Below are 24,324 nucleotides of genomic sequence, written 5' to 3'. Positions count from 1 at the left end.
CCAGCTTCGCGCATACTTATTCAAGCCGGACAGGGCCTCAGGCGGGTTTTCTCGCGTAGAATCCGAAGCCCGCGATGATGGCGTAGCAGGCGATCGGGAGCAGCATCGCGGTGCCGAGGCTGCCGCTGGCATCGGCGAGCATGCCGGTCAGCAGCGGGATCACCGCGCCGCCGAAGATCGCGATGTTGATGATCCCCGAACCATCCGCCGCCTTCGCGCCGAGCTTCTCGCAGGCGAGGCTGAAGATCGTCGGGAACATGATCGAATTCATCAGGCCCACCGCCAGCAGGCTGTAGCCCGCCGTCGTCCCGCTCGCGCTGGTGGAGAACAGCACCAGCGCGATCGCGCCCACCGCCACGCCCGCCAGCACCATGCCGGGGCTGACGAAGCGCAGCACCGCCGAACCGATGATCCGCCCCACCAGCGCGCCGCCCCAGTAGAGGAAGATGAGATCGCCCGCCGCCCGCTCGGTCAGGCCCATGACGCCCGGCTGCATCAGGTAATTGACGATCAGCGAGCCGATCGCGACCTCGGCCCCGACATAGAGGAAGATGCAGGCCGCCCCGAAGGAAAAGCGCGTGCGCGTCAGCAGCCGGTTGCCCCACAGCCATACCGCCGGGCCCGCGATCAGCAGCGCGATGCCAGGAAGTTCCATGCCCTGAATCACCAGCCAGCCACCGGCAAGGATCGGAACCAGCCCTACCAGATAGCGGCCGGGCGTGGTCAGCGCCGCCTCGTGTCCGGCTCCGGCATCGGCGGGAAGCTTGTTGCGATAGAGCCAGACCACCGCCGCGATCACCGCCAGCGCCACGGCGAGGCCGATATAGGTCGAAACGATCGCTGCGCTTTCGGCGGTGCGATAGGCGTCGAGCTGCGCGCCGCTCAGCTCCGCGGCGGAAACCCCCGCCAGCCCGCCGAGGATCAGGCTTGATCCCACCCGCGGGAAGATCGTCGTGCCGAGGCTGTTGAACGCCTGCGCGAAGGTCAGCCGGCTGTGCACCGTCTTTTGCGGCCCGAGCAGGCTGATAAGCGGGTTGGTGACGACCTGCACCACCACGACCCCGCTCGCGAGGATAAACAGCGCGCCCAGAAACAGGCCATAGGTCGCGGTCTGGCTCGCCGGGATGAACAAGAGGCAGCCCGCCATCATCGTCAGCAGGCCGACCACCGCGCCGCGCATATAGCCGACGCGCTTGACCAGCTCCGCGCCGGGAATGCCGATCAGCAGATAGGCGGTGAAAAAGCAGAACTGCACCAGCATCGCTTCGGTGTAGCTGAGCGTGAACAGCTCTTTCAGCTTGGGCAGGATGACATCGTTGAGGCTGGTGATCCCGCCGAAGATGAAGAACAGCGCGAAGACGAAATAATTCAGCCCCGGCGCATGGATCTGGCGCTCATCGCCCAGCTCATCCCCCGCAGCCGCCGCCGCGCTCACCCCCGGTGCCATTGCCATCGCTGCTCTCTCCCATAGCGCGCAATATTTTTGCTAACGTTCACAATCCGCGCGCTGGCCCAGAAATGCAAGACCTCTGCGCACAAATCCAGTGCGAATAGCAATGCAGGGCAAATGCACGGCCGCGCTTGCGTGCGCGCGCCTTCCCGCCCTAGAAGCTTGGGCCATGAACGGGGGACCGAAAAGACGGCCGACATCCTTCGATGTGGCGGAACGGGCGGGGGTGAGCCAGCCGACCGTCAGCCGTGCGCTGTCCGGCTCCCCCGCCATCGCCGAGGCGACCCGCCGCAAGGTGATCGAGGCGGCAGAGGCGCTCGGATACTTCGTCGACGAGCGCGCCGCGCGGCTCAGGCGCGGCTCCACCGGAACGCTCGCGGTGGTGGTGATATGCCGCGAAGGCGACAGCGCGGCGAGCATCAATCCCTTTGCCTATGCGCTGCTCGGCTCGGTGTGCGTCGCCGCTTCGGAGCGCGGGTTCGAGACGCTGGTAAGCTTTCAGGCGCGGCCCGGCGAATTCTTCGGGCACCATCAGGAACAGGGCCGGGCCGACGGGCTGGTTGTGATCGGCACCACCACCAACCAGGCGGCGTGGGAGCATTTCCGCAGCCTCGAGAGCGAAGGACGGCGGGTGGCCTATTGGGGCTCGCCCTTCGACGAATTGGACTGGGTGCGTTCGGACAACCGCGCGGCGGGGCGCCTCGCGGTCGAGCATCTGCTGACGGCGGGCTACAAGCGCCCCTGCTTCCTCGGCGCGCTGAACACGCCGCAGGTGCAGTTCACCGAACGCTATGAAGGCTATGCCGAAGCGATGCGGGCGGCGGGGCTGGAGCCGTGCCTCGCCCCCACCGTCAACGCCGCCACCCGCGAGGAGGAAGGCCGCCGCGCGGCGCGCCGGTTGATCGAGCGGGGCGAGGATGTCGATGCCGTCTTCGCCGCCTGCGACGCGATGGCGCTGGGCGCGCTGGAGGCCTTTGCCGCCGCCGACATCGCCGTGCCGCAGGATGTCGGCGTGATGGGTTTCGACGATCTGGTCGCAGGCCGTTTCAGCCGCCCTCCGCTCACCACCATCGCTCCCGACCCGGCCGAAGCGGGCGCGGCGCTGGTCGAAGCCGTGCTGGGCGAGGGCGGCGAAACGCGCAGGCGCGTGCCGGTGAGCCTGATCGTGCGGGGGAGCACGGCGCGCTAGGCAAGGGCGCGACGCTTCTACTCCCCTCCCTGAAGGGAGAGGAGAAAAAGGTGCAGACCCCGCCCTTAACCATGCGCGCCGAATTCGTTGGCGATGGCGGTGCTGATCCTGAGGCTCAATTCATGCGCCCGTGCGATCGGCGTCATGAAGTCGCGCTCGATCGCGCCGTAGCCTTCCTCGCCGCCGTCCGGGTAGTCGCTCGCTTCGTCCAGCGGGAAGTCGCGCGGGCCGGGGATGCGCACCGGGAAGGCGCGGCGCAGCTGGGCGAGGGCTTCCTCGACGCGCAGGGTCATCACCATTTCGATCACGTCGCGGCGGCTGATGTCGTTGGCGCGGCTGAAGGCGGGGACGGCGACGGCTTTCAGGAACATGTGCTGCAGCAGCGCGAGGCGCAGCGCCTGCAGCACCCCGATGCGGCGGCGCACGTGTTCGCGCGCCTCGTCCCGCGCTGCGCCCCGGATGGATTCGGGCAGCAGATCGGTCAGCCGGTGGAGCTTGATCGCGTCGATCCGGAGGCGCGAGGCCAGGCGGCGGAACACGCCCGTGCGGTCGTCGCCGACCAGATATTCGGCCAGCGCCGCGCAGGAATCCGCCAGGTGATCCTCGGTCCCGCGATAGGTGCGGCTCGCCCAATAGGCCGAATTGTAGAGCTCGCCATAGGCCGCCACGGTCTTGATGCTGGCGAGCGCGTTGGAGGCACTCACCAGCCGCATGATCTGGCCCCCGCGCGGGGAATCGGCGAGCAGCGCGGCAATTTCCTCGCGATTGGTGTCGGCCGCGCTGCCGATCCCGGCGATGATGTTGACCGGGTAGCCGAGCTGCTGAAGGATCGCATTATGCGGGATCGCGCGAATCTGGCGCAAGCTCATCTCGCGGTCGGCGTTGATGTCGCTCTGGCGGCGCGAAACGCGGCTGCCGGTGGGGTTGAGCAGGCCAAGCCCGAAGGCCGTCACCGCGCGGGCATATGTGCGGCTGGCGAGGTGATCGCTCTGATGCTCCTTCACCGCGCGATAGAAATCGAGGCTGATGTCGGTGCGGTGGTAGAAGGGATCGGCGGGCGCGGCCATGTCGGTTTCGGCCGGGCGCAGTTCGGCGATGCGGGTGAGCGTGGCGAGCGCCAGTTCGGGCGTCGCGAAGAACAGATAGCCGTCGCCGCCCTGAAAGCTGACTTCGGGCTCCAGCCGGATGCCCGCGCGCGCAAAGCGCCGCCGCGCCCAAGGGGAGAGCGGCCATTCGAGCCGGTCGGCAAAGCTCGCCGGATGTGCGCCGCGGCCCATGCCTTCGCCGTGAGTATTGAACACCAGCGCGGCGATGTCGGACAAGCCGTTGGCGGCCATCGCTTCGGCAAGGCGGCCCTGCAGGCGCTCGATCGCGAGCGCGGCGGGCACCTGCCCGACGAAGCGGCCCGCATCCGAAAACCCGGTCTGCACCGCCACGCGCCCGCGGGTGCGGGCATAGGCACGGTAGGCAGGCTCGGCCAGCAGCGCGTCGAGGAAGCGGCCGCCGTGTTCCAGCGCGGTCTCGGTCTCGAACAGGGGCGAGACATCGACCTTGTCTTCCACCCCGAACAGCTTGGCGAAATAGAGCGCGGCGAGCACCGTTGCGGGCTGTTCGCACTCGGCCACCAGCATCCGGATCGGCGCGTCGGCATCGATGTGCTTCAAAATCTGCGCCATCGCGAGGAACTGACGGATCGCGGTCGAGCTTTCGGTGGCGAGCGCGGCGAAATTGGTGCGCAGGGGGCGGGCTTCCTCCACCATGCGGCGAAGCGTGGCGATCGCGCCCTTGCTGGCGAGGTCGATCGGCTCGTCCTCGCCAAGGCGGCGGCGGATCGCGTTGTGGAGCTGCTTGGCGTTCACGCGGAAGTGGATCCAGCCCATGCCCAGCCCATCGGCGCGCATCGCGGCGGCGAGGGTCAGCAGCTGGACGGCGCGGTCGGGGGCGGCAGTCTCGGCCTCGGCTTCCAGCGCTGCGATCAACGGGGTGAGCGAGAGCAGGTTGTCCGCGCTGTGCATTGTCAGCCGGTTGGCGGCGGAGGCGAGCGCATCGGCGCTGGAGAGATCGCCCGCGAAATCCTCGGCACGCGCCCTGGCGAAAGCGGCGGCGGGCTTCAGCGTGGCGAGCAGCGGGTGGGCGGCGTCAAGCGTTTCGAGGCTGGCGGTGTAGCGCGCCAGCCGCTCGGCCTTCTCGGCGAGGCGGAAGCCGATCGAGGTGTGCCAGCCAATGTCGGTCCGCCCGTCCATGTCGTAGCCGACCCAGCTGGCAAAGCGGAACGGCAGCGGGCGCAGCGTGCGCCATTGCACCGGCCAGCGCGCCTGCGCCTCGGTCAGGATGCGCGCGGTGATGACATCGCGCGCGTCCTGCGCACGGGCCATCGCGGCCATCGCGGCACCGTGTTCGTAATCGAGCGTCACGGGCGCGCGCGCGGCGGGGACAGTGCAGGCGGCGTCGCCGATCGCGCCTTCGGCCGAAGCCGCGCGCGCCACCGCCTCGCCCTGCGCCGGGGTGAGCAGGAAGGTCGGGTGTGCGGTGAACACCGCATGCAGCTGCGGGCGCTGCCAGCGCGCGGCGAAGCTCTCGAAATCCTCGCCATCCTCGGCGAGGCTCGCGGGATCGGCGGGCGGCGCCAGCAGCCGCCGCAGCTTGCCCGCGCGGGCCTTCAGCCCGTCGCATTCCAGCTCGGCGACCAGCGCGGTCAGGTCGTCGAGGCTGACCTCGCCCCCCTCCAGCGCGCGCGACAGATCGAGCGACAGCTGAAACACCGGATTGAACAGCGGCGTTTCACGCGTGCGCTGGTGCAGCTCGCCCAGCCGGGCTTCGAGGGAGGCGATGGTTTTCATGAATGTTCCGAAGCAAAGGCCGCCGCCGCGCCGAACAGGCCGGGCTGCGGGTGAACGATGAGCTTGACCGGGATGCCCGCCATCAGGCTTTCGAAGCGGCCCTTGGCCTTGAACCGCGAGCCGAAGCCCGAGGCGAGCAGCGTTTCGCGGATGCGGTAGCCGAGGCCGCCCGCGATCACGACGCCCGCAAAGCCCCCCTGCGCCAGCGCCAGGTCGCCCGCGACCGAACCCAGCGAAAGGCAGAAGCGGTCGACCGCAGCGGCGGCGAGCGGGTCTTCGCCGCTGGTGCCGAGGTTCCAGATCGTGATCGCGTCCTGTTCGGGCACGGTGCGATGTTCGAGCGCGGCCAATGCCTGATAGATGTCGACGATGGCGGGGCCCGCCACCACCCGCTCCGCCGAAACACGGATATGCCGCTGGCGCAGCCGGGCGAGGATCGCGTCCTCGATGGAATCGAGCGGGGCGAAGTCGATGTGCCCGCCCTCGGTCGCCTGCACGCGGTAGTGGCCCGGCCTGCGGTAGAGATGCGCGACGCCGAGCCCCGTGCCGGGGCCGATCACGCTGATCGTGCCCTCGCGCCCCAGGGGCTGATCGGGGCCGGCGAGATGCAGGAACTGGCTGTCGTCCGCGCGCGCGACGGCATGGGCGACGGCGGCGAAATCATTGACGAGGGTAAAGCGCTCCACCCCCAGCTTCTCGTTGATGAGCGCGGGGCGGATGATCCAGGGGTTGTTGGTGAAGCGGATCACCGGATTGGGCTTGCCGGGGCTGCCGACCGGCCCGGCAATCGCCATGCTGACCGCCGTGGGCAGGGTGCCGCCCTTGCGCTCGCGGAAGGCCTGCCAGGCGGTCTGGAAGCTGGCGTGATCGACGGTGTGGAGGGTTTCAGGCTCGTCGAGCGCGATCGCGCCATCGTCGCCGATACTGGCAATCGCGAAGCGGGCATGCGTCCCGCCGATATCGACCACCACCACGTCCTGCATCGCTCTCTCCCCGTTGATGGCCCGCGCGGGCCCGAGCACGGGAAGGTGTAGCAGGCGGCGCGCGGGAATCCCACGCGCCGCATACTTATTCAGATTGGGCGGCTTACTTGACGCCCATTTCGCCCAGCAGGCGATCCGCGCCGTCGACCTTGTCCATGGTCCACAGCATGAAGCGGCTGTCGACATGGATGGTCCGGTTGATCGCCGGATCGTACATCCAGTCGCTGACCACGCCCTCGATCGTGCCGTCGAAGGCGAGGCCGACGAACTCGCCGCGCGCGTTCAGCGTCGAAGAGCCCGAGTTGCCGTTGGTGATGTCCACGGTCGAGAGGTAATCGACCGGCAGCGTGCCCAGTTCGGGCGCGGCATACTGGCCGTAATCCTTGGCCTTGATCAGCTCCACCATTGTGTCGGGCGCGTCGAATTCGCCGCGGCCGGTGTGCTTGGCGACGATGCCCTCGGCAGTGGTGAAGGGCGTCCAGATCTGCCCGTCGACCGCCTTGCCGGTGACCTTGCCATAGGTGAAGCGCAGCGAGCCATTGGCGTCGGGATACATCGTCTTGCCCTGCGACGCAGCGTAGGCGAGGCGCGCCTGCATCACCTTCGACCGGGCCTTCTGGACGGTGCCGGAGCGTTCCTTGGCCTCGGCTTCGTTGGCGAGCCCTTCATCATACATGGCGACCGCCAGCTGGATGAAGGGATCGTTGCTGGCGCGGAAATCGGCGACCGGCTTTTCCATCCATGCCATGCGCGTGGCGGTGTCGCCCAGCTGCGTGGCGGCATAGAGCGAGGCGATGTCGCGGCCTTCCATGAAGGCATCGAAGCTCTGGTTGCGGTCTTCGGGCGCGAGCTGGCGATACTCCTCCAGCGCGTCGGCCCAGATCGCCTGCTCGATTTCGGGCACGTAACGGCGCTCGATGCGCTGCATCGACTGCACGAAGAAGGCCTTGTCGCGCGGCTGGTAGCCCGGCTCGCGGTCCTTTTCCGGCTTGGCCTGCTCGTTGGCCCAGCGATAGAGGCGCATTGCGGCGCTCAGCATCTGGCTGCGCCCCAGCATGCCGCGGCGGGCATCGGCCAGCGCCTCGGCATTGTCTTCGGCGATCAGCCGGTCGAGTTCGGCGAGCGCCGGGCCATATTGCGCCTCACGCTTGGGATCGGCCGCGATCCACGCGCGGAACGCGGCTTCCTCGGCCTGCTTCTTCTCGATTAGCGAGATGGCATCGGCCCCGGCCAGCTGGCCCGCGATCTTCTTCTCGTAGTTCTCCACGCCCTGCAACGTCGCGGCATAGGCGATGGTGGCGGCCTGATTGCCCGCGGTCAGCGCGTCGATCAGGTCGCCATATTCCGCGAGCATCCGCTGCTGGTAGGGCAGGAGTTCGGCGAATTCGAAGCGCGCTTCCTCGGCGGTGCGCAGCCGCTCGGTGGTGCCGGGGAAGCCCGCAACCATGATGAAGTCGCCTTCCTTCACGCCCTCTTTGGCGATGGGGAGCCACGCCTTGGGCTTGAACGGCACGTTGTCCTTGCTGAACGGCGCCGAGGAGCCATCGGGCGCGACATAGGCACGGTAGAAGGAGAAATCGCCGGTGTGGCGCGGCCACATCCAGTTGTCCTTCTCGCCGCCGAAATTGCCCACGCCCGCAGCCGGCGCATAGGCGAGGCGCACGTCCTGAATCTCGAGCTGCTGCTGGAGCCAGTATTGCGCGCCGCCGAAATAGGCGCGCACGTCGCAGCGGCGGTTGGCCTGCTTTTCGCACGCCTCGATCAGCGCGGTGCGGTTGGCCTGCAACCGGTCGTAGCGCGCGCGGCCATCGAGCTTGTCGGCGCCCTTGAGCATCGCGGCGGTCACGTCCCGCAGATCCTCGATCACATAGACCCGGCTGCCCGGCGCGGCGGGGAGTTCGTCGGCCAGCGTCTTCGCAAGGAAGCCGTTGGTGAGATAGTCGTTCTCGGGCGAGGAATTGTACTGCAGCGATCCCGCGACGCAGTGGTGGTTGGTCGCGACCAGACCCTCGGGCGAAAGGAACGCGGCCGAACAGCCACCCAGCGAGGCAATCGCGGTCAGCGGCGGGCGCTGGAGATCGCCCAGCGTCTTGGCATCGAGTTCGAGCCCGGCGGCCTTCATCTCGTCGGCGATGGCGCCGGTCTGGCTCGGCAGCCACATGCCTTCATCGGCGCTAGCCGCGACCGGCGCGGCGATCATCAGGGCGCTGGCCCCGGCGAGCAGGAAATTCTTCATCAGGTGCTTCCCCTTGGTATTGCGCTGCACCGCGCCCGCTGGGACGCGATGCCTATGGCTTGGCCCGCAAACGGGCGAAGCCGCGCTGTTAGGCCAGATGCGCGGGGGCTGGAAAGAGGCATTGTGCGCCATCGACGAACCGCCCACGCCGTTCGGCGAGCGACATTGCGAGCAAAAGGTTCTTGCGAACCATTATCATTCCCGCCATGGGGGCAGGACTAGGTCATCTCCCCTGAACGAAGGATTACGCCCGCCATGAACAGCACGCTGAAACTATGGACCCAGCTCGGCCTTGGCACGGCGCTGGCGGGCGGGCTGCTCGCGGCCTGTGGCGGCGAAGCGGGCGGTGAGGCCGGGGGCGAGGCTGGCGGCGAAAACGCGGCGGTCGCAGGCGAAAGCGGCGAGAGCGCCGGGGGCGAAGGCGAAGGCGCGGTCGGCGCGGGCGGCGAGGGCGAGGGCGGCGTCGCGGTCGCCGATGCGGCCACCGATCCGGTCGCCTATGGCATCGCGCTCGCGGTCGCCGAAGCGCACGTCGCCGCCGCGCGCGATGCCTATGCGGCGGGCAATAAGCAGGCCGCTGCCGAGATGTTCGCTCACCCGGTCAGCGAAGTGCTGGTCGATATGGAGCCGACCTTCACCAAGCTGGGCGTGGCAGACGTGAAGCCGCTGTTCACCGCCGCCTCCGACGCCGCCTTTGCGGGCAAGCCGGTGGCCGAGGTCAACAAGGCCTATGACGCGATCATCTCCGCGCTGCGGCAGGCCGCGACCAAGGCTCCTAGGTCCGACGCCAGCGACGCCAAAGTCGCCACCGGCGTGATCGCCGACATGATCGAGCGGTCGAGCGCGATGTATCGCCAGCTTGCCGGCAACGACGCCTACGAACCCTATCTCGACGGTTATGGCTTTGCCGCCGTCGCGGCTAGCGAATTTGCCACCCACGGCGCGGCGATCAAGGCCGAGAACCCGGCCGCCCACGCCCGCATCACCGAGGCGCTGGCGCTGCTCAAGCAGGCCTATCCCGGTGCGGCGCGTCCGGCCAAGCTGCCGGCAGAGCCGGGCGCCTTGTCAGGCGCTTCGGCCAAGGTGATGCTCGCCGCCGGGAGCTGAGGCTTTTCCCAGCGGGTGGCGCGGCGATCCGCCTGCTGCCGCCCAATTGTGCAAATGCGACAAAGTGGTGCCATAACAGGTGCGATGGCATCACCGCGCTTGTTTTTGCGGGGCGCAGGCGTAGTCTGTCCACCCAGAAGAGGAACCGGCCAGGGGCCTGACGCGCAAGGGAGGCGCGCGGGCACCCGATCCGGCGGGGAGCATACCTGAGGCAAAAGTGGCCGCATGGCCGCGCTTGCGGTTTGCGAATCTTTTGGGGGGGACATTGCTGCATCGTTTCACCAGCCTGCGCGCGGCGTGGCATCGGCCCGTCCGGTCGCCGCGCGCCCTTTCGCTGCGCCCTGCCTCCGCCTCCGCCTCCGCCACCGCGCTTGGCCTTGCGCTGGCGGCTGTGGCCAGCCCCGCGCTTGCCCAGCAGCAGCCATTGCCGCCGGGCATCACCCCGCCCAACCGCAGCGACCTGATTCCGCCCGAACTGCGCCGCGCTGAGCAGGCGCCCACGCTCACCATCGACGGCGATATGGAGCGTCCGCCCTGCGCGCTCGACCGGCCGGATTTCAAGGATATCCGCTTCACCGTGAAAGGCGCGGCCTTTGCCGGGCTGGAGCGGGTGCCGGGCCTGTCGCTGGATGCGGCCTATGCCGACTATGTCGGGCGCGAATTGCCGGTGGCGGTGCTGTGCGACATCCGCGCCGAGGCCAACGCCATCCTGCGCCGCCAAGGCTATCTCGCCACGGTCGAGATTCCCGAGCAGAGCCTGTCGGACGGCATCCCCGATTTCACCGTGGTGTTCGGCCGGCTGACAGCCGTGCGCGTGCGCGGCGAGGCAGGGCCATCGGAACGGCTGGTCGCGGGCTATCTCGAAAAGCTCACACAGGCCGAGGTGTTCAACACCAATGAGGCCGAGCGTTACCTGCTGCTCGCCGACGATCTGCCGGGCCTCGACGTGCGCCTGTCGCTGCGTCCGGCAGCGGGCGGCGCGCCGGGCGATCTGGTGGGCGAGATCGCGGTGCTGCGCCAGAAGGGCATGGTCGATGTGAACGTCCAGAACCTCGGCTCGCGCGCGATCGGGCGGTTCGGGGGGACGGTGCGGGGCGAGATCTACGACGTCACCGGCCTCGGCGACCGCACCTCGGTGGCGGTGTTCAGCACGCTCGAATTCCGCGAGCAGCAGACCGTCCAGATCGGCCACGATTTCCGGGTCGGGAGCGAAGGCTTGCGGATCGGCGGGCAGTTGACACTCAGCCAGACCGATCCCGACACCGGCATCGCGGGTTTCGATGTCGAGGCCGAGACCGTGTTCGCCAGCCTGTTCGCCAGCTATCCGGTGATGCGTTCGCGCCAGCACAGCCTCTATGTCGATGGCGGGGTCGATCTGGTCGATCAGAACGTCGACGTGAACGACATCGCCCTGACCCGCGACCGGGTGCGGATGGCCTTTGCGCGGGTTGCGGGCGAGGTGCTGGATCGCGGTTCGGTGCAGCGCGCTGATGGCTACACGCCGTTCGAGCCGAAGTTCCGGCTGCGCTATGCGGCCGAGGTGCGGCAGGGGCTCGATGTGCTCTCCGCCAGCCCCGATTGCCGCCCCAATCTGCTCGCCTGCCTGTTCGGCGGGGTTGCGCCGCCGAGCCGGATCGAAGCCGATCCCACCCCCACTCTGCTGCGGCTCAACGCCGATCTCGAATATCGCCCGATTCCGAAGCTCGCCTTCGTGCTGGAGAATCAGGCGCAGATCACCGGCGACGCGCTCCCCGCCTTCGAGGAGATCGCGGCGGGCAGTTTCTCGATCGGGCGCGGCTATGATCCGGGCGCGGTGCTGGGCGACAGCGGGATCATGAACAGTTTCGAAGTGCGGCTCGGCACGCTGATGCCCGAAAGCGTCACCGCGACCGCCTGGCAGACCTACCTATTCACCGATGTCGCCCACGTCTGGAACGAAGATCCGAGCCGCCGCGCGACCAACCCCGACCGGCTGTGGTCGGCAGGCGCCGGGGTGCGTATGGCCTGGGGGCAGGGGGTGCAGGGCGATTTCCTCGTCGCCGTGCCGCTGACCCGTCCCGATCTTGCTGCCGACAAGGGCGACGTGCGCTTCCTGTTCACGCTGACCGCCCGCCTGTTCCCGTGGAGATTCTGAGATGACCCGCACGCACGCCAAACGTTCACGCCTGATGGTCGGCTGCGGCAGCACGGCGCTGGCGCTCGCGCTGGTGCTAGGCACGCCCCAGCGCGCCGCGGCGCAGGCGGTCAATGCCGAGGGCAGCGTCACCAACGGGGTCGCTTTCTTCGACGCCCCTTCGGCCAATGAACTCGCCGTCGACGTGGTCACGCCGACCGTGGTGATCGACTGGACGCCGTTCGAGGATCAGTCGGGCAATGCGCTCGATTTCCTTCCGGCAGGCAACATCCTGCGCTTCCGGTCGGGCCAGCTGCGCGACTTTGCGGTGCTCAACCGGATTCTGCCGTCGACGGGCAACAGTGTCGCGGTGATCAATGGCTCTGTCATTTCGCAGGTGCGCGATGCGGCGGGGGTGGATGTGCCCGGCGGCTTCATTGCCTTCTATTCGCCCACCGGCATTCTGGTGGGGGAGACGGCGACCTTCGATGTCGGCAGCCTTCTGCTGACCACGCTCGATGCCACACCGCAAAGTTTCGACGATTTCGTCGGCGGCGGGTTCCTGACCCTGCAAGGCCAACCCGGATCGACCGCGCGGGTCCAGATCGCGCCGGGCGCGCAGATCAGCGCGCTGGCGGAGAATTCCTTCTTCGCGGTGGTCGCCGCCGATGTGCAAATGTCCGGCACGGCGCGGGTCAATGGCACCCACGCCTATGTCGCGGGCGAGGTGGTGAACCTGCGCCTGTCGAACGGGTTGTTCGATATCGCGATCCCCGTCGGGACAGCGGCGAGCGGGCAGGTGGTGACGCTCGACGGCACTATCGGCGGCCCGTCGAGCACGGGCGCGGGCGACAATCACATGATCTATGCGCTGGCGCGTGCCTCGCAGGATCCGATTTCGATGCTGTTTTCGGGCAATCTCGGCTTCGATCCGGCGCAAAGCGCTGGCGTGATCAACGGCGAGATCATTCTGGCGGCCAATTACAACGTGTTCGGCCGCAACGTCGACACAGGCTCGATCCGCGACGATTTCGATTCGGTCGAGTTCCGGGGGACCGGCGCGACCAGTGACGTGCGGGCCGATATCACCCTGCGCGATCTGGCCGCGACATCGGACGTGCTGGCCATCGGCACCGGGCAGACGGTGGCGGAAACCGCCACCGGCAATTCCTCCTATGCGGGCAACCTCTGGCTGGTCGGCAGCCTTGGCGCAGCGGTCCGGTCGCTGACGGGCGGCAGTTTCACCATCGATGGCGATGTGCTGGTCGACGCACGCGATTACGGGGTGGTGAGTTCGAGCCTGCAATCGCTCGACGCGATCAATGCCACCGGCGGGACCGCGCAGATTCTGGTCAGCGGTGCCAATTCGTCGGTCACGATCCGCGGCCGGGCGAGCGTTACCGCCGAAGCCTTCGGCGGGGCGGAAGATATCGGCGGCATCGCCGGTTCCGCGCGCGGCGGGCTGGCAGAGATCGCGCTCGAGGGCGGGCAGCTGACGATCGGCGGGCTCGCCAGCGTGCGCGCCAATGCCTTTGGCACCACCATCGGCAATATCCGCACAGGCGCGGAAGCGCGCGGCGGCACCGCGCAACTCGTCGTGAGCGGCGGCGGGCTGGCGCGCTTCGGTGCCAACCTGTTCGTGCTGGCCGATGCCACCGGGGCCGAAGGCTCGGTGTTCAGCCCCTCGACCCCCTCGGATGTCTTCGGCGGCAATGCGCGTGTGGCGATCAGCGGATCGGGCACGATCGGGGTCAGCGGCGATGCCGTCCTCAGCGCCGGTGCCTTTGCCAATGCCAGTTCCGGCACCACAGGCGCGCTCGCCGATGCGGGCGAAGCGACGGTCGAGATCGACGGGGACGGGGTGTTTACCATCGATGGCGGGCTGAGCCTGCTGGCGCTCGCTTCGGGCGGACAGAACGCCGATGGCGTCGGCGGACGCGCGCTTGGCGGGGTGGCGCGGTTGGTTACGCGCAACGGGGGCCTTGCCGATGTCGGCGGCGCCTTCGTGGCCGAGGCCGGAGCGAGCGGCGGCGACGGTATTTCCGGCGGCGATGCTTTCGGCGGCGTGGCGGGCGCGATAGCCGAAAGCGGCACGATCGCGCTCGGCGCAGATGCTTCGGCCGATGCCTCGGCCAGCGGTGGCAACGCTGTGTCGGGCATTGGCGGCGCAGGCGGGATCGGGCGCGGCGGCACCGCGCTGTTCCAGGCAGTCGGTACCGTCAATGTCCGCTCGCGTCTCACCATCGCCGGTTCCGCCAGCCTGCGTGTCGACGGACGCGGGGGCGATGGACGCTTCGGCGGCGAGGGCGGCGGCGCAGGCGGTGCGGGCGGTGACGGCTTCGGCGGCGATGCCGGGACCAGCAATCAGGCCGATGATGGCTTCGAAGGCGGCGCCTATCTGCTGGCGGGCGGCGATAATGGCGAATTGACCGTGGGCGGCGATGCGCTGGTCTCGGCGCAGGGGCTCGGCGGGATCGGCGGCGCGTCCACTGTTGCCGCTCTCGCCGGGCGCGGCGGCAATGGCGTGGGCGGAACGGCGGAGGCGGGTCTTGCGCTGCTGGGCGGCAGCGGCACGCTGGGGGATGGCTTTGCCGAGTTCGGCTTCGTCACCATCGACGCCAATGGAACGGGCGGCGCCGGCGGCGTCCATCAGGCGACCGGCGAGCGCACCGGGCAGGGCGGCGAAGGCCGCGGCGGTGAGGCTGCCTTCCGGGTCCACGCGGGCCAGATGACGGTCGGCGACATCGCGGCTCAGGCGGTCGGCCAAGGCGGCGTTGGCGGCACCGGCGGGGACGGGCTGGGCGGCTCCGCCATCATCAGCGGCGGGCAGGGCGGGCGGCTCGACACCAGCGGCCTCAGCCTGCTGGCGACGGGATCAGGCGGCTTTGCCAACCGCGGGCGCGGCGGCGACGGGATCGGCGGGCGCGCCGCGATCGAGACCGACGGCACCATCGTCAGCTTCGGCAGCGTGCTGGTCGATGCCTCGGGCACCGGCGGGACGAGCGCCGACGGCGCGGGCGGTGACGGGTTGGGCGGCGAAGCCTTTATCGGCAATGTCGGTGCGACGGCGCCCGGCAGCCTCACCACCTCCGGCCACACCCAGCTCTTCGCCAACGGACAGGGCGGCGAAAGCCAGACCGAATTCGCCGCGGGCAACGGCACGGGCGGGCGCGCATTGGTGCAGGCGCTGGGAGGCACCAGCCTCACCTTCGGCTCGCTGCAAGCCATCGCCACCGGGCGCGGCGGCACCGCCTCGGCACACGAGGGCGGCGAGGGCTTCGGCGGGCAGGCCGAGCTTGTCAGCAGCGGCGCAGGCAGCAGCCTGATCGTCGAGCGCAATGTCCCGACCGCTCTCCAGTTCGCGCCCGGCGACGGCGCGATCCTCAATGCCGACGGGTTCGGCGGCGGCACCAATGGCGGCAATGGTGTGGGAGGCGACGGTTTCGGCGGCTCCATCCGCCTTGCCGCCGATGCGGGCGGCGCGATCGCGCTGCCGCTCAATCCCGGCGGCGCGCCCGGCAGCATTGCGGCGATCACCCTCTCGGCACGCGGCTTCGGCGGCATTTCCTCGGTCGAGGGCGGCAGCGGCGGTGCGGGCGGGGGCGGTTTCGGCCAGATCGAAGCCGACGGCGCCGGATCGCGCATCATCACCGGCCAGACGATTTTCACCGTCTTCGCCCAGGGCGGCAACAGCGGTTCCTCGACCAACAATATCGACGGTGGCAGAGCGTTCGGCGGCACGCGCCAGATCCGGGTGCTTGACGGCGCGGAAGCGACGCTCGGGCTGATCGGCAGCGCCAGCGGCGGGATCGGCGGCGATGGCTCGGGCACCGGCAATGGCGGCGATGCCTTCGGCGGTCGCAGCGAGGTCGAAGTGCGCGACGCGACGCTCAACGTGATCGGCGTGCTCGCCATCCGTGACGAGATCACCGGCGGCAGCGGCCAGCGCGGCGGCGATGCGATCAGCAACGGCGAATCCGGGGTCGTCAGTTTCATCGCCAGCGGCGCGACCATCACCTTCACGCCCGATGGACAGGGCCAGAGCGGGATCGTGCTGGGCGGTGCGGCGCAGGGCGGTCAGGGCTTTGCAGCTGGGGGCAATGCGCAGGGCGCCTTTGCCAGCTTCAGCCTGGCGCAGACCGATTTCAGCGGCGGCACCTTGCAGATCGAGACTGCCGCACGCGGCGGGGATGCGCAGGCGACAGATGGCGTGGGCGGCAATGCCGAGACCGGCTTCGTCGCCGTCGATATCCTCGATTCCGACATCACCCTCGGCGGCGAGGTGCGGATCGCCAACAACGCCACCGGCGGGGATGGCGCCTTGCGGGGCGGCAATGCCCAGGCGATCGATTCGACCGAAGGCCCCGTCCGCGTGACGCTGACCGGATCGAACCTGACCGTGAGCGGGGATCAGAACAACCTCGGCATCCTGCGGATCGAATCGATCTATCGCGGCGGTGAGGGCGAGACTTCGGGCAACGCCACCGGCGGACGGGTGCTGCTCGACCTGTTCCGTTCGGCGCTGACCACCGACGAAGTGTTCGTCACCGCCAACGCCTTTGCCGAACGCGGCCTGGCCGGAACAGCGCGCGCGGGCGAGGCGCGGGTTTCGATCGGCGGCGCTTCGCAGATGGACGCCGGGCGTATCGAGGTGGCCGCCGACGCGGTCAGCGGCGCCACCGGCCGGACGTTTGGCGGGCTGGCGGCGCTGCAAATCCGCGACGACAGTCCGGCCAGCATCACCGCCGACACGATCCGCCTGTCCGCCAACGCCAGCGGATCGACCGACACGCTGCCGCAGAACACGGCCGGGCGGTTCGAGGTCGACATCGCCAGCGGCAGCCTCGACAGCGACACTCTCACGGCGCTGGCGCTCGGCAACACCGCCGAAAGCGCTGCTGCGCCCTCGTTGCTGCGGGCCGTATCGGGCCGCATCAGTGTCGCAAGCCTGCTGAGCGCCGATGCCTTTGGCGATATCCGGCTGGAGACCGGGCAGCAGGGCATAATCGGCGCATCGCCCAATGCCAGCTTGATCGAAACACAGGTGGATGTGACCTCGCAGGGGGGGATCGACATCGTCGGAGACGACGATACCTTTGCCGGAGTGAGAGGGGCAGGCATCGACCTGTCCTCGCGCCGGATCGATATCCGGGCGGGTGCCCGCCTTGCCGCCAATTCCGTTTCGCTGACGTCGCTCAACACCGATTTCACCGCAGTGCTGGGCGGCACGGTGGAAGGCGAGGGATGGAGCCTGATCGCTGCCGAAGCGCTCAGGATCAGCGCGCGCAATCTCGACATCGCCGTGCCGCGGGTGACGGGGAGCAACGATCCCAATCAGCCCGATCTCGTGATCCGCGATCTGACGCTCTCCGGAACGCAGGACGACGGCTTCTCGTCGGTGCTGATCGAGGCGGGATCGGGCACATCGGGGATCATCCGCGTCGACGGCAATCTCGCCTTCACGCAGGCCGGTGCGAACGACCGGCTGTCGATCATTTCGGGCAATCGCATCGAGCTGGTCACACCGGGCAGCATCCGGGTGAGCAACAACGACGGCTTCCCCGGCGGATCGCTGTTGCTGCGGTCGGGCTATATCTGGGCCGCCGATCTCGACACGATCCTGCAATTGCAGGCCAATCCCGAATTCACCGGACGCGATGCGCTGCTGGCTGTCGCCGCCGCAGGAAGCAACGACCCGCTGGGCTATATCCGCGCGGGCGATGTCGACATCGCGATCAGCCGCGGATTGCTGGTGCGCAACACCGGGAGCGCGCTCGAACAGGGCGGGATCCTGGTCGGTGACGGGGGTCTTTCGATCATCGGCTTCGATCCCACGCTCAATCAGGGCAATTCGGGCGTAGTGAGTTTCGCCAACCCCGCCCCGCTCGACGTTTTCGCCTATGGCCGCCGCCAGATCAGCGCGACCGGCTTCATCACGGGCGAGGCCTTCTTCCGCGAGGTGAACTTCAACCAGACGGGCAACGACCCGACGACCTATCGGGCCGTGGCGCGCTTCAACGATTGCCTGATCACCACCGGCGAGTGCCCGCAGACCAATCCCCGCCGCCACCGCCGCCGCCGCCACCGCCACCGCCGCCGCCTCCGCCGCCGCCACCGCCGCCACCACCGCCGCCACCGCCGCCGCCGCCGCCGCCGCCGCCGCCGCCGCCACCGCCGCCGCCGCCGCCTCCGCCGCCACCACCGCCTCCGCCGCCGCCGCCGCCGCCGCCGCCGGAACGGCCGCTGCCGCCGGTTGCGATCAACAATCCCGAGGTGTTCGAAAAGCCGGTGCTGGTCGGCGATCCCTCGCCCACAACCGCCGAGGAGGACGAGGAGCGCTATGGCGTCGATTTCCCGGATCAGCCCGAAGCGCCGCTGATCACCGAAGACCCGCTGCTCGATGATCCGGTCACGAGCGGCGGCGATGCCTCGGTGCTGGGCGATACCAGGACGCCCGCAGGGGGAGGGAAGTGAAATGATGCATCACCGCGCCTTCACCGCCGCCGCCGCGTTGCTTGGCCTCGCCACGCTCGGCCTTGCCGCGCCGGGCCTCGCGGGCAGTGCCGAGAGCACCGTCAGCCTCAGCCTCAGGGATTCCTTTCCGATCGGTTCCAACGGGTTGTGCGAAGCGCAGATCCTCCCACCAGAGCCGGGGGCGGGGCTGTTCGACCGGCGCTATGCGGTGATCTGCCGCGACTCGGCCTCGCCCGTCGGCACCTTGTGGGTGATCCGCGCCGACCGCGACGCGGCGACCGATCCGGGCCGCTTCGTCGGCAACGATGCGGCCTGTAACGCGGCAACAGGGATGGGGCCGGACCTGGCGGGCCTGCCACAGGTGGAGCGCCTGTCCTGCAACCGGGCCGGTAGCGTGCTGCGGACCGACGTGTTGCTCGGATCGCGCGGCAACCGCACCTATGCCGCAGCGGGCCTCACCGCCTATGCCAAGGCGCTGGAACTGGGGATCGCCTCGCTCGCCAGCGACGAGGTCGTGCCGGGCACGGTCGAAATCCCGCTCACCAGCACCACCGATGCCCTCGCCTTCGCGCGCCAGCAGGCCGAAGCGATCGCCGCCGATCAGGCGCTGGCCGAGGCCTATCGCCGCTCCAACGCGGGCAATTTTGCCGAGGCCTCGGAATTCTTCGCCGCCTCCGCCGCTGCTCTGGCCGGGACGGGAGCCGCCGAAGCACAGCTGAACGAAGCGCTCCAGCAGTCCAATCTCGGCAATTTCAGCGAGGCACGGCGCCTGTTCGCGCTGAGCCGCCCGCTGGCCGGATCGAGCCCGCTGCTCGCCCGGCTCCAGCGCAATTACGAAGGGCTCGACGCGCTCAACCAGCGCCAGCCGGGCCGCGCGCTGGCGCTGCTCGACGCCCCGTTGGCGAGTGAATTCGCCGATGGCGATGCGCTGCGCAATCTCGCGATCGGCCCCGCGCTGGCCGGACAGCTGGCGAGCGAGAGCGGGCGGATCACCGGCGAATACTCGCTCAGCCTCACCCCGCTCGAACGCGCGCGGCTGCTCGACGGGCAGCACGCCTATGTCAAGGCGACAGCGCTGCGACAGGCGGGCCGCGCCGCCGAGGCCGAAGGCTTCCTGCGCGCGGCCGAAGCCGCTTTCGGCGAAGTGCGCGGCGGGCGCGTGGTTTCGGTCGCATGGTTGCGCGCGCAGGTGCTGGGCGAGCTTGCCGACGTGGCCGAACGCGCCGGATCGCCGGGCGAGGCCGAGGGGCTGCACCAATCCGCCATCGCGCTGCTGGCAGCGACCTATCCCGGTACTCCGGCCTATGGTTCCGCGCAGGCGCAGCTCGCCGGCTTCTACGCCCGCGCCGGACGGCGAGACGATGCGCTGGCGCTCTATCGTAGTGTCGTCAGCGAGGCGGGCGGGCGCGCGCTGCCCTCTTTGCGCGGCGTCATGACGCCCTATTTCGCGCTGCTGACGCCGTCTGGCACCGGCGATGCCGCGGCTGCTGCCGATGTCTTTGCCGCCAGCCAGCTCCTCCAGCGTCCCGGTCTTGCCCAGACGCAGGCGGCGCTAGCGCGGGAATTGTCCGAAGGCACCGACGAGGCCGCGCAGCTGTTCCGCACCGCCACCAATCTCGGGCGCGGGGTCGAGCAGTTGCGGCTCTCGCTGCTCGAGCTCGAAAGCCTGCCCGAGGCCGACAGCCGTCAGGCCACGCTGATCGCAGAGCGCCGCACCCGGCTGGAGCAGTTGCAGCAGCAACAGGCCGAGGTGCTGACGCGCCTCGCCGCCTATCCCCGCTACCGCGCGGTCAGCGGTGAGGGGATTGCGCTGCCCGAATTGCAGGCGATCCTGATGCCGGGCGAGGCTTATGTGAAGCTCGTGACGCTGGAGCGCGAGGCCTATGTCGTCCACGCCACCCGCGATGCCGCGCAGGTATGGCGCGCCGATGCGACGCCGCAGCAGCTCGAGACGCTGGTCACGCAGATCCGCGACAGCATCGCGGTGGTCGAGGGCGGGCAGGTGCTGACCTACCCCTTCGACATCGCCGCCGCGCGCGAGCTTTACGTCCGCCTGTTCGCTCCCGTCGCCGAGAGCCTGCCCAAGGCAAGCCACATCGTGTTCGAGCCCGATGGCGCGCTGCTCCGCCTGCCGATCAACCTGCTCGTCACCGACGATGCCAGCGTTGCTGCCTATAATGCGCGGATGAAGGCCAAGGGCGCGGACGAATATGATTTCCGCGGCACCCGCTGGCTGGGGCGCGAGACCGAGGTCAGCACCGCGGTCGCCGCCGCCGCCTTCCGCGACGTGCGCGCCGCGCGGCCATCCGATGGCAAGCGCGCCTATCTCGGCCTTGGCGAGAATGCGCCAATCGGCACCGCCTCGCCCGGCGCGGCGCGCACCCGTGCGGCACTGGAGGCGGGCGAGAAATGCGTCTGGTCGCCCAATATCTGGGCCAACCCGGTCAAGGCCGACGAACTGCGCGAGGCCGCCGCGCGCTTCCCCGGCACCGCCCGCGTGCTGACCGGCGCGGCCTTTACCGACAGCGCGGTCGAGGCGCTGCCCGAGCTCGCCGAATATCGCATCCTGCACTTTGCCACGCATGGTCTGGTGACAGCGCCGCAGCCCGAATGCCCGCCGCGCCCGGCGCTGCTGACCAGCTTTGATGCGAGCGCGGGTTCGGACGGGCTGCTCAGTTTTGGCGAGATTTTCGACCTCCGGATCGACGCCGATCTGGTTATTCTCTCGGCCTGCGACACCGCCGGCACCGCCACCGTGGGCGCGACCCGCGAGGCGGGGGTGACGAGCGGCGGCGAATTCGCGCTCGACGGGCTGGTGCGCGCCTTCGTGGGGGCGGGCGGTCGCACGGTGCTGGCGAGCCACTGGCCGGTGCCCGACGATTTCGACGCGACCGGGCGGCTGGTCTCGGGCCTGTTCGCCGCCGACGGGCGCAGCACGGCAGAGGCCCTGCGCGCCTCGCAGACTGCGCTGATGGACGATGCGCAGACCTCGCACCCGTTCTACTGGTCGGCCTTTGCGGTGGTGGGCGACGGCGCGGCCAAGCTCGCACGTTGAGGCGCTGGCCGGACGATGAGCGAGAGCGATTCAGGCACCTCCACGCGGCTCGGCTGGGCGGCGCGAAGCTGGCGCAACCTGCGCGAGGCGGGCAGCGTGCAGCTGGGCCTGACCGTCCTGCTCGTCTGCGCGGCGCTGTTCATCGCGCGCTACAGCTGGGTTCTGCCCGGCGGCACGGTCGCCACCCCGCTCACCAGCGAGGCCGAGCGCGCCTTCTATGACCTGCGCGCCTATTACGCCGCCGATCTGGTGGAGGAAGACAAGCGGGTGGTGCTGGTGGTCTATACCGACCAGACGCTGATCAAGGCGCGCAAACGCTCCCCGCTCGACCGGGGTCTGCTGGCCGAGGCGCTGCGCACGCTCGACACCTTCGAGCCCAAGGCGATCGGGATCGACATTCTCTTCGACCAGCCGCAGGACGAAGACGAGGAACTGATCGCCGCGCTGCGGGGCATGACCACCCCGGTCGCGGTCGCCTATGCCGCCACCGCGACCAATCCCGACGATATCGAATACGAACAGCAGCAATATCTCGAACGGTTCCTAGCGCGGCTGGAGGGCAGCAAGGCGCAGCCCGCGAGCATCCGGCTCGACAACACCTTCGGCGCGACCCGGCTGTGGCCCGACATCCGCCCCGGCATCCCGCCGCTGCTCGGCCGGGTGATGCTGGCCGAGGCGGGCGAGGCGCGCGCGGCTTTCGCCGGCTACGAGGGCGCGATCGATTACCGGCGGGCCAAGTTTCAGGATTCTGTGCTGTTCCCGCCCGCCCAGATCGATCTCTTCGTCGATCCCGATCCCGAAATCCTGCCGTTCCTCAAGGAACAGTTCGCGGGCAAATATATCCTGATCGGCGGCGATATCGTCGATTACGACCGGGTCGAGACGACCTTCACCTCGATCAATGGCGAGGTGCCTGCCGGGATTTCCGTTCATGCCGAGATCATCGCCCAGATGCTCGACAACCGGGTGCTCCAGCCGATCCCGGACTGGGTGCTGTGGGCGATGGCAGTGCTGGCGATCCTCGCCGCGATCCTGACCGCGCTGCTCGAATGGCCCGCGCGGTGGCTGGCGGTGGTGGGCATCGCGCAGCTGGTGATCTTTCAGGGTTTTCCGGTGCTGTTGCAGCTTCGCAATGTCGATACCTACGGCCTGCCGCCCTTCGGCTGGTTCATCGGCTGGGTGATCGTCTATGCCGCGATCACTTCGACCGTGCGCGCATCGGGCGCGGTGCAGCGCAATTTCGCCACCGGAGCGCTGGGCAAATACATCCCGCGCGACATTGCCCAGGCGATCATCGACAAGCCCGAGTTGCTCAGCCTCGGTGGTGAGAAGCGCGCGATCTTCGTGCTGTTCAGCGATCTCGAAGGCTTCACCAAGATGAGCCACGCGATCCCGCCGGAAATGGTGGCCAAGCTGCTCAACCGCTATCTCGACATGCTGAGCCAGGTGGTGCTCGATCATGGCGGGGTGATCGACAAGTTTGTGGGCGATGCCGTGGTCGCCTTCTGGGGCGCGCCGATCAGCCGCCCCGACGATGGCGCGCGCGCCGCGCGGGCGGGCTATGCGATGTGGCAGGCGGGCGAGGCCTTCCGCCGCGAGGTGGCGGCGATGGATGCCAGCCTGCCGCCGATCGGCAAGACCCGCGTGGGGCTGCATTACGGCGAGGCGGTGATCGGCAATTTCGGCGGCGCGAACCGCATCCAGTACACCGCGCTCGGCGATTCGATGAACACCGCCGCGCGGCTCGAAGCGGCCAACAAGGCCCTTCAATCGAGCGTCATGGCGAGCCGCGAATTCGCCGAAGCCTCGGGGCTGGACTGGTGGCGGATGATGGGGCGGGTGGTGCTGCGCGGCCGGGCGCGGCCCGTAGACCTGTTCGAGCCTGCGCCCGATTTCCCCGCCGAAGACCGCGCCGCGCTGGCCGAGGCGAGTGTGTTGTCCGTCACCGACCGCGCCGCTGCGGTACGGCTAGTGGAAGGCGTGGCCGGGCGACATCCCGATGATTCGGCGCTTGGCAATCTGGTACAGCGAATGCAGCAAATGGATGACGGAGGAACCTATGTTCTGGGCTAAGACGACGAAGCGGCTGGCACGGCTTGCGATCACGGCATCGGCGCTGGCCTTGCCGGTGGCGGCGATGGCGGGGGTGGTGGTCAAGTCGACCGGGCCCTCGTCGACCAAATTCCCGGTCGGCACCAAGCTCGATGACAATGCCACGATCACGCTGAAGGGCGGGGACGTGGTGACCGTGCTGACGGCGGAGGGCACCCGCGTCATCAAAGGCGCAGGCACCTTCCGCGTGGGCGACCGCCCGCAGGTCGCCGCCGACCGCTTCGCCTCCCTCACCCGCAAGCGCGCCGCCACCCGCGTGCGCACGGGGGCAGTGCGCGGCGAGAACGATGCGACCGTCACCAACCCCAGCCTGTGGTACACCGATGTCACCCGCTCGGGCACGATCTGCCTCTATGACCTTGCCACGGTGCGCCTGTGGCGGCCCGGCACGCTGGGAATCAGCACCTACCGGATCGCCGACCATGGCGGCGCGAACCAGGCCGAGGTGACCTTCGACGACATCTACAACGTCGCCACCATAGACCCGGCGCGCCTGCCGATCACCGAAGGCGGGCACTACATGATCTCCGCCCCCGACGGCACCGTCACCGCCGAGGTCACCTTCGTGTCGCTGGGCGAGGATTACGCCGCCCCCGATGCCCTTGCCGAAGCGCTGATCGCCAAGGGCTGCACCGTCCAGCTCGAAGCGCTCGCCTCCAGTCTCGAAGCCTCGGCCGAAACGGGCGGCGCTTGACGTGATTGGCGGTTGCATCGCGCCGCGACAATTGGGACAAGAGGTGCGGGGCGGGCCCACGGGAGGACTCG

The 24,324-nt window shown here is 69.1% G+C and carries 11 protein-coding genes; 7 read left to right on the top strand and 4 right to left on the bottom strand.

Annotation, left to right across the window (positions count from 1 at the left end):
* Window positions 1-37: 37 nt before the first annotated feature.
* Window positions 38-1,453, bottom strand: coding sequence for a sugar MFS transporter (locus E2E27_RS16150; RefSeq protein ID WP_141460870.1), 1,416 nt, complete (start codon window positions 1,451-1,453; stop codon window positions 38-40).
* A 166-nt stretch (window positions 1,454-1,619) separates the two neighbouring features.
* Here E2E27_RS16150 and E2E27_RS16145 point away from each other — a divergent pair, with 166 nt between their 5' ends.
* Window positions 1,620-2,639, top strand: a complete 1,020-nt coding sequence (locus tag E2E27_RS16145; RefSeq protein WP_141460868.1) for a LacI family DNA-binding transcriptional regulator — start codon at window positions 1,620-1,622, stop codon at window positions 2,637-2,639.
* Window positions 2,640-2,704: 65 nt separating this feature from the next.
* Here the strand turns inward: E2E27_RS16145 and E2E27_RS16140 are convergent, their stop codons facing one another.
* The 3 genes from E2E27_RS16140 to E2E27_RS16130 all read right to left on the bottom strand — a co-directional run bounded on the left by E2E27_RS16140 (window position 2,705) and on the right by E2E27_RS16130 (window position 8,698).
* Complete coding sequence (locus E2E27_RS16140) at window positions 2,705-5,479, bottom strand: phosphoenolpyruvate carboxylase (RefSeq protein WP_141460866.1); 2,775 nt, start codon at window positions 5,477-5,479, stop codon at window positions 2,705-2,707.
* Window positions 5,476-6,462, bottom strand: a complete 987-nt coding sequence (locus tag E2E27_RS16135; RefSeq protein ID WP_141461995.1) for a glucokinase — start codon at window positions 6,460-6,462, stop codon at window positions 5,476-5,478. Before E2E27_RS16135 ends, E2E27_RS16140 begins: the two co-directional genes overlap by 4 nt.
* 103 nt (window positions 6,463-6,565) lie before the next feature.
* Entirely contained in the window at window positions 6,566-8,698 is a 2,133-nt protein-coding gene (locus E2E27_RS16130; protein WP_141460864.1) for a S46 family peptidase, read from the bottom strand.
* A 255-nt stretch (window positions 8,699-8,953) separates the two neighbouring features.
* Between E2E27_RS16130 and E2E27_RS16125 the strand changes: the two genes are divergently transcribed.
* The 6 genes from E2E27_RS16125 (at window position 8,954) to E2E27_RS16100 (ending at window position 24,253) form a co-directional block, all read left to right on the top strand.
* Window positions 8,954-9,805, top strand: coding sequence for a 4-helix bundle domain-containing protein (locus E2E27_RS16125; RefSeq protein ID WP_141460862.1), 852 nt, complete (start codon window positions 8,954-8,956; stop codon window positions 9,803-9,805).
* Between the two features lie 265 nt (window positions 9,806-10,070).
* A complete protein-coding gene (locus tag E2E27_RS16120) occupies window positions 10,071-11,939 on the top strand; it encodes a ShlB/FhaC/HecB family hemolysin secretion/activation protein (RefSeq protein WP_234036096.1) in 1,869 nt (622 codons plus the stop codon).
* Between the two features lies 1 nt (window position 11,940).
* Complete coding sequence (locus tag E2E27_RS16115; protein WP_141460860.1) at window positions 11,941-18,297, top strand: beta strand repeat-containing protein; 6,357 nt, start codon at window positions 11,941-11,943, stop codon at window positions 18,295-18,297.
* 96 nt (window positions 18,298-18,393) lie between these two features.
* Complete coding sequence (locus E2E27_RS16110) at window positions 18,394-21,447, top strand: CHAT domain-containing protein (protein WP_141460858.1); 3,054 nt, start codon at window positions 18,394-18,396, stop codon at window positions 21,445-21,447.
* Between the two features lie 15 nt (window positions 21,448-21,462).
* On the top strand, window positions 21,463-23,520 hold the full coding sequence (locus E2E27_RS16105; protein WP_141460856.1) for an adenylate/guanylate cyclase domain-containing protein: 2,058 nt from the start codon (window positions 21,463-21,465) through the stop codon (window positions 23,518-23,520).
* A complete protein-coding gene (locus tag E2E27_RS16100) occupies window positions 23,507-24,253 on the top strand; it encodes a hypothetical protein (RefSeq protein WP_141460854.1) in 747 nt (248 codons plus the stop codon). Before E2E27_RS16105 ends, E2E27_RS16100 begins: the two co-directional genes overlap by 14 nt.
* Window positions 24,254-24,324 lie beyond the last annotated feature (71 nt).

Source organism: Porphyrobacter sp. YT40 (assembly GCF_006542605.1).
In the GTDB taxonomy this organism is placed as follows: domain Bacteria; phylum Pseudomonadota; class Alphaproteobacteria; order Sphingomonadales; family Sphingomonadaceae; genus Erythrobacter.
The sequence above is the reverse complement of the archived record's forward strand: the minus strand, read 5'-3'. Positions and strand labels throughout refer to the sequence as shown.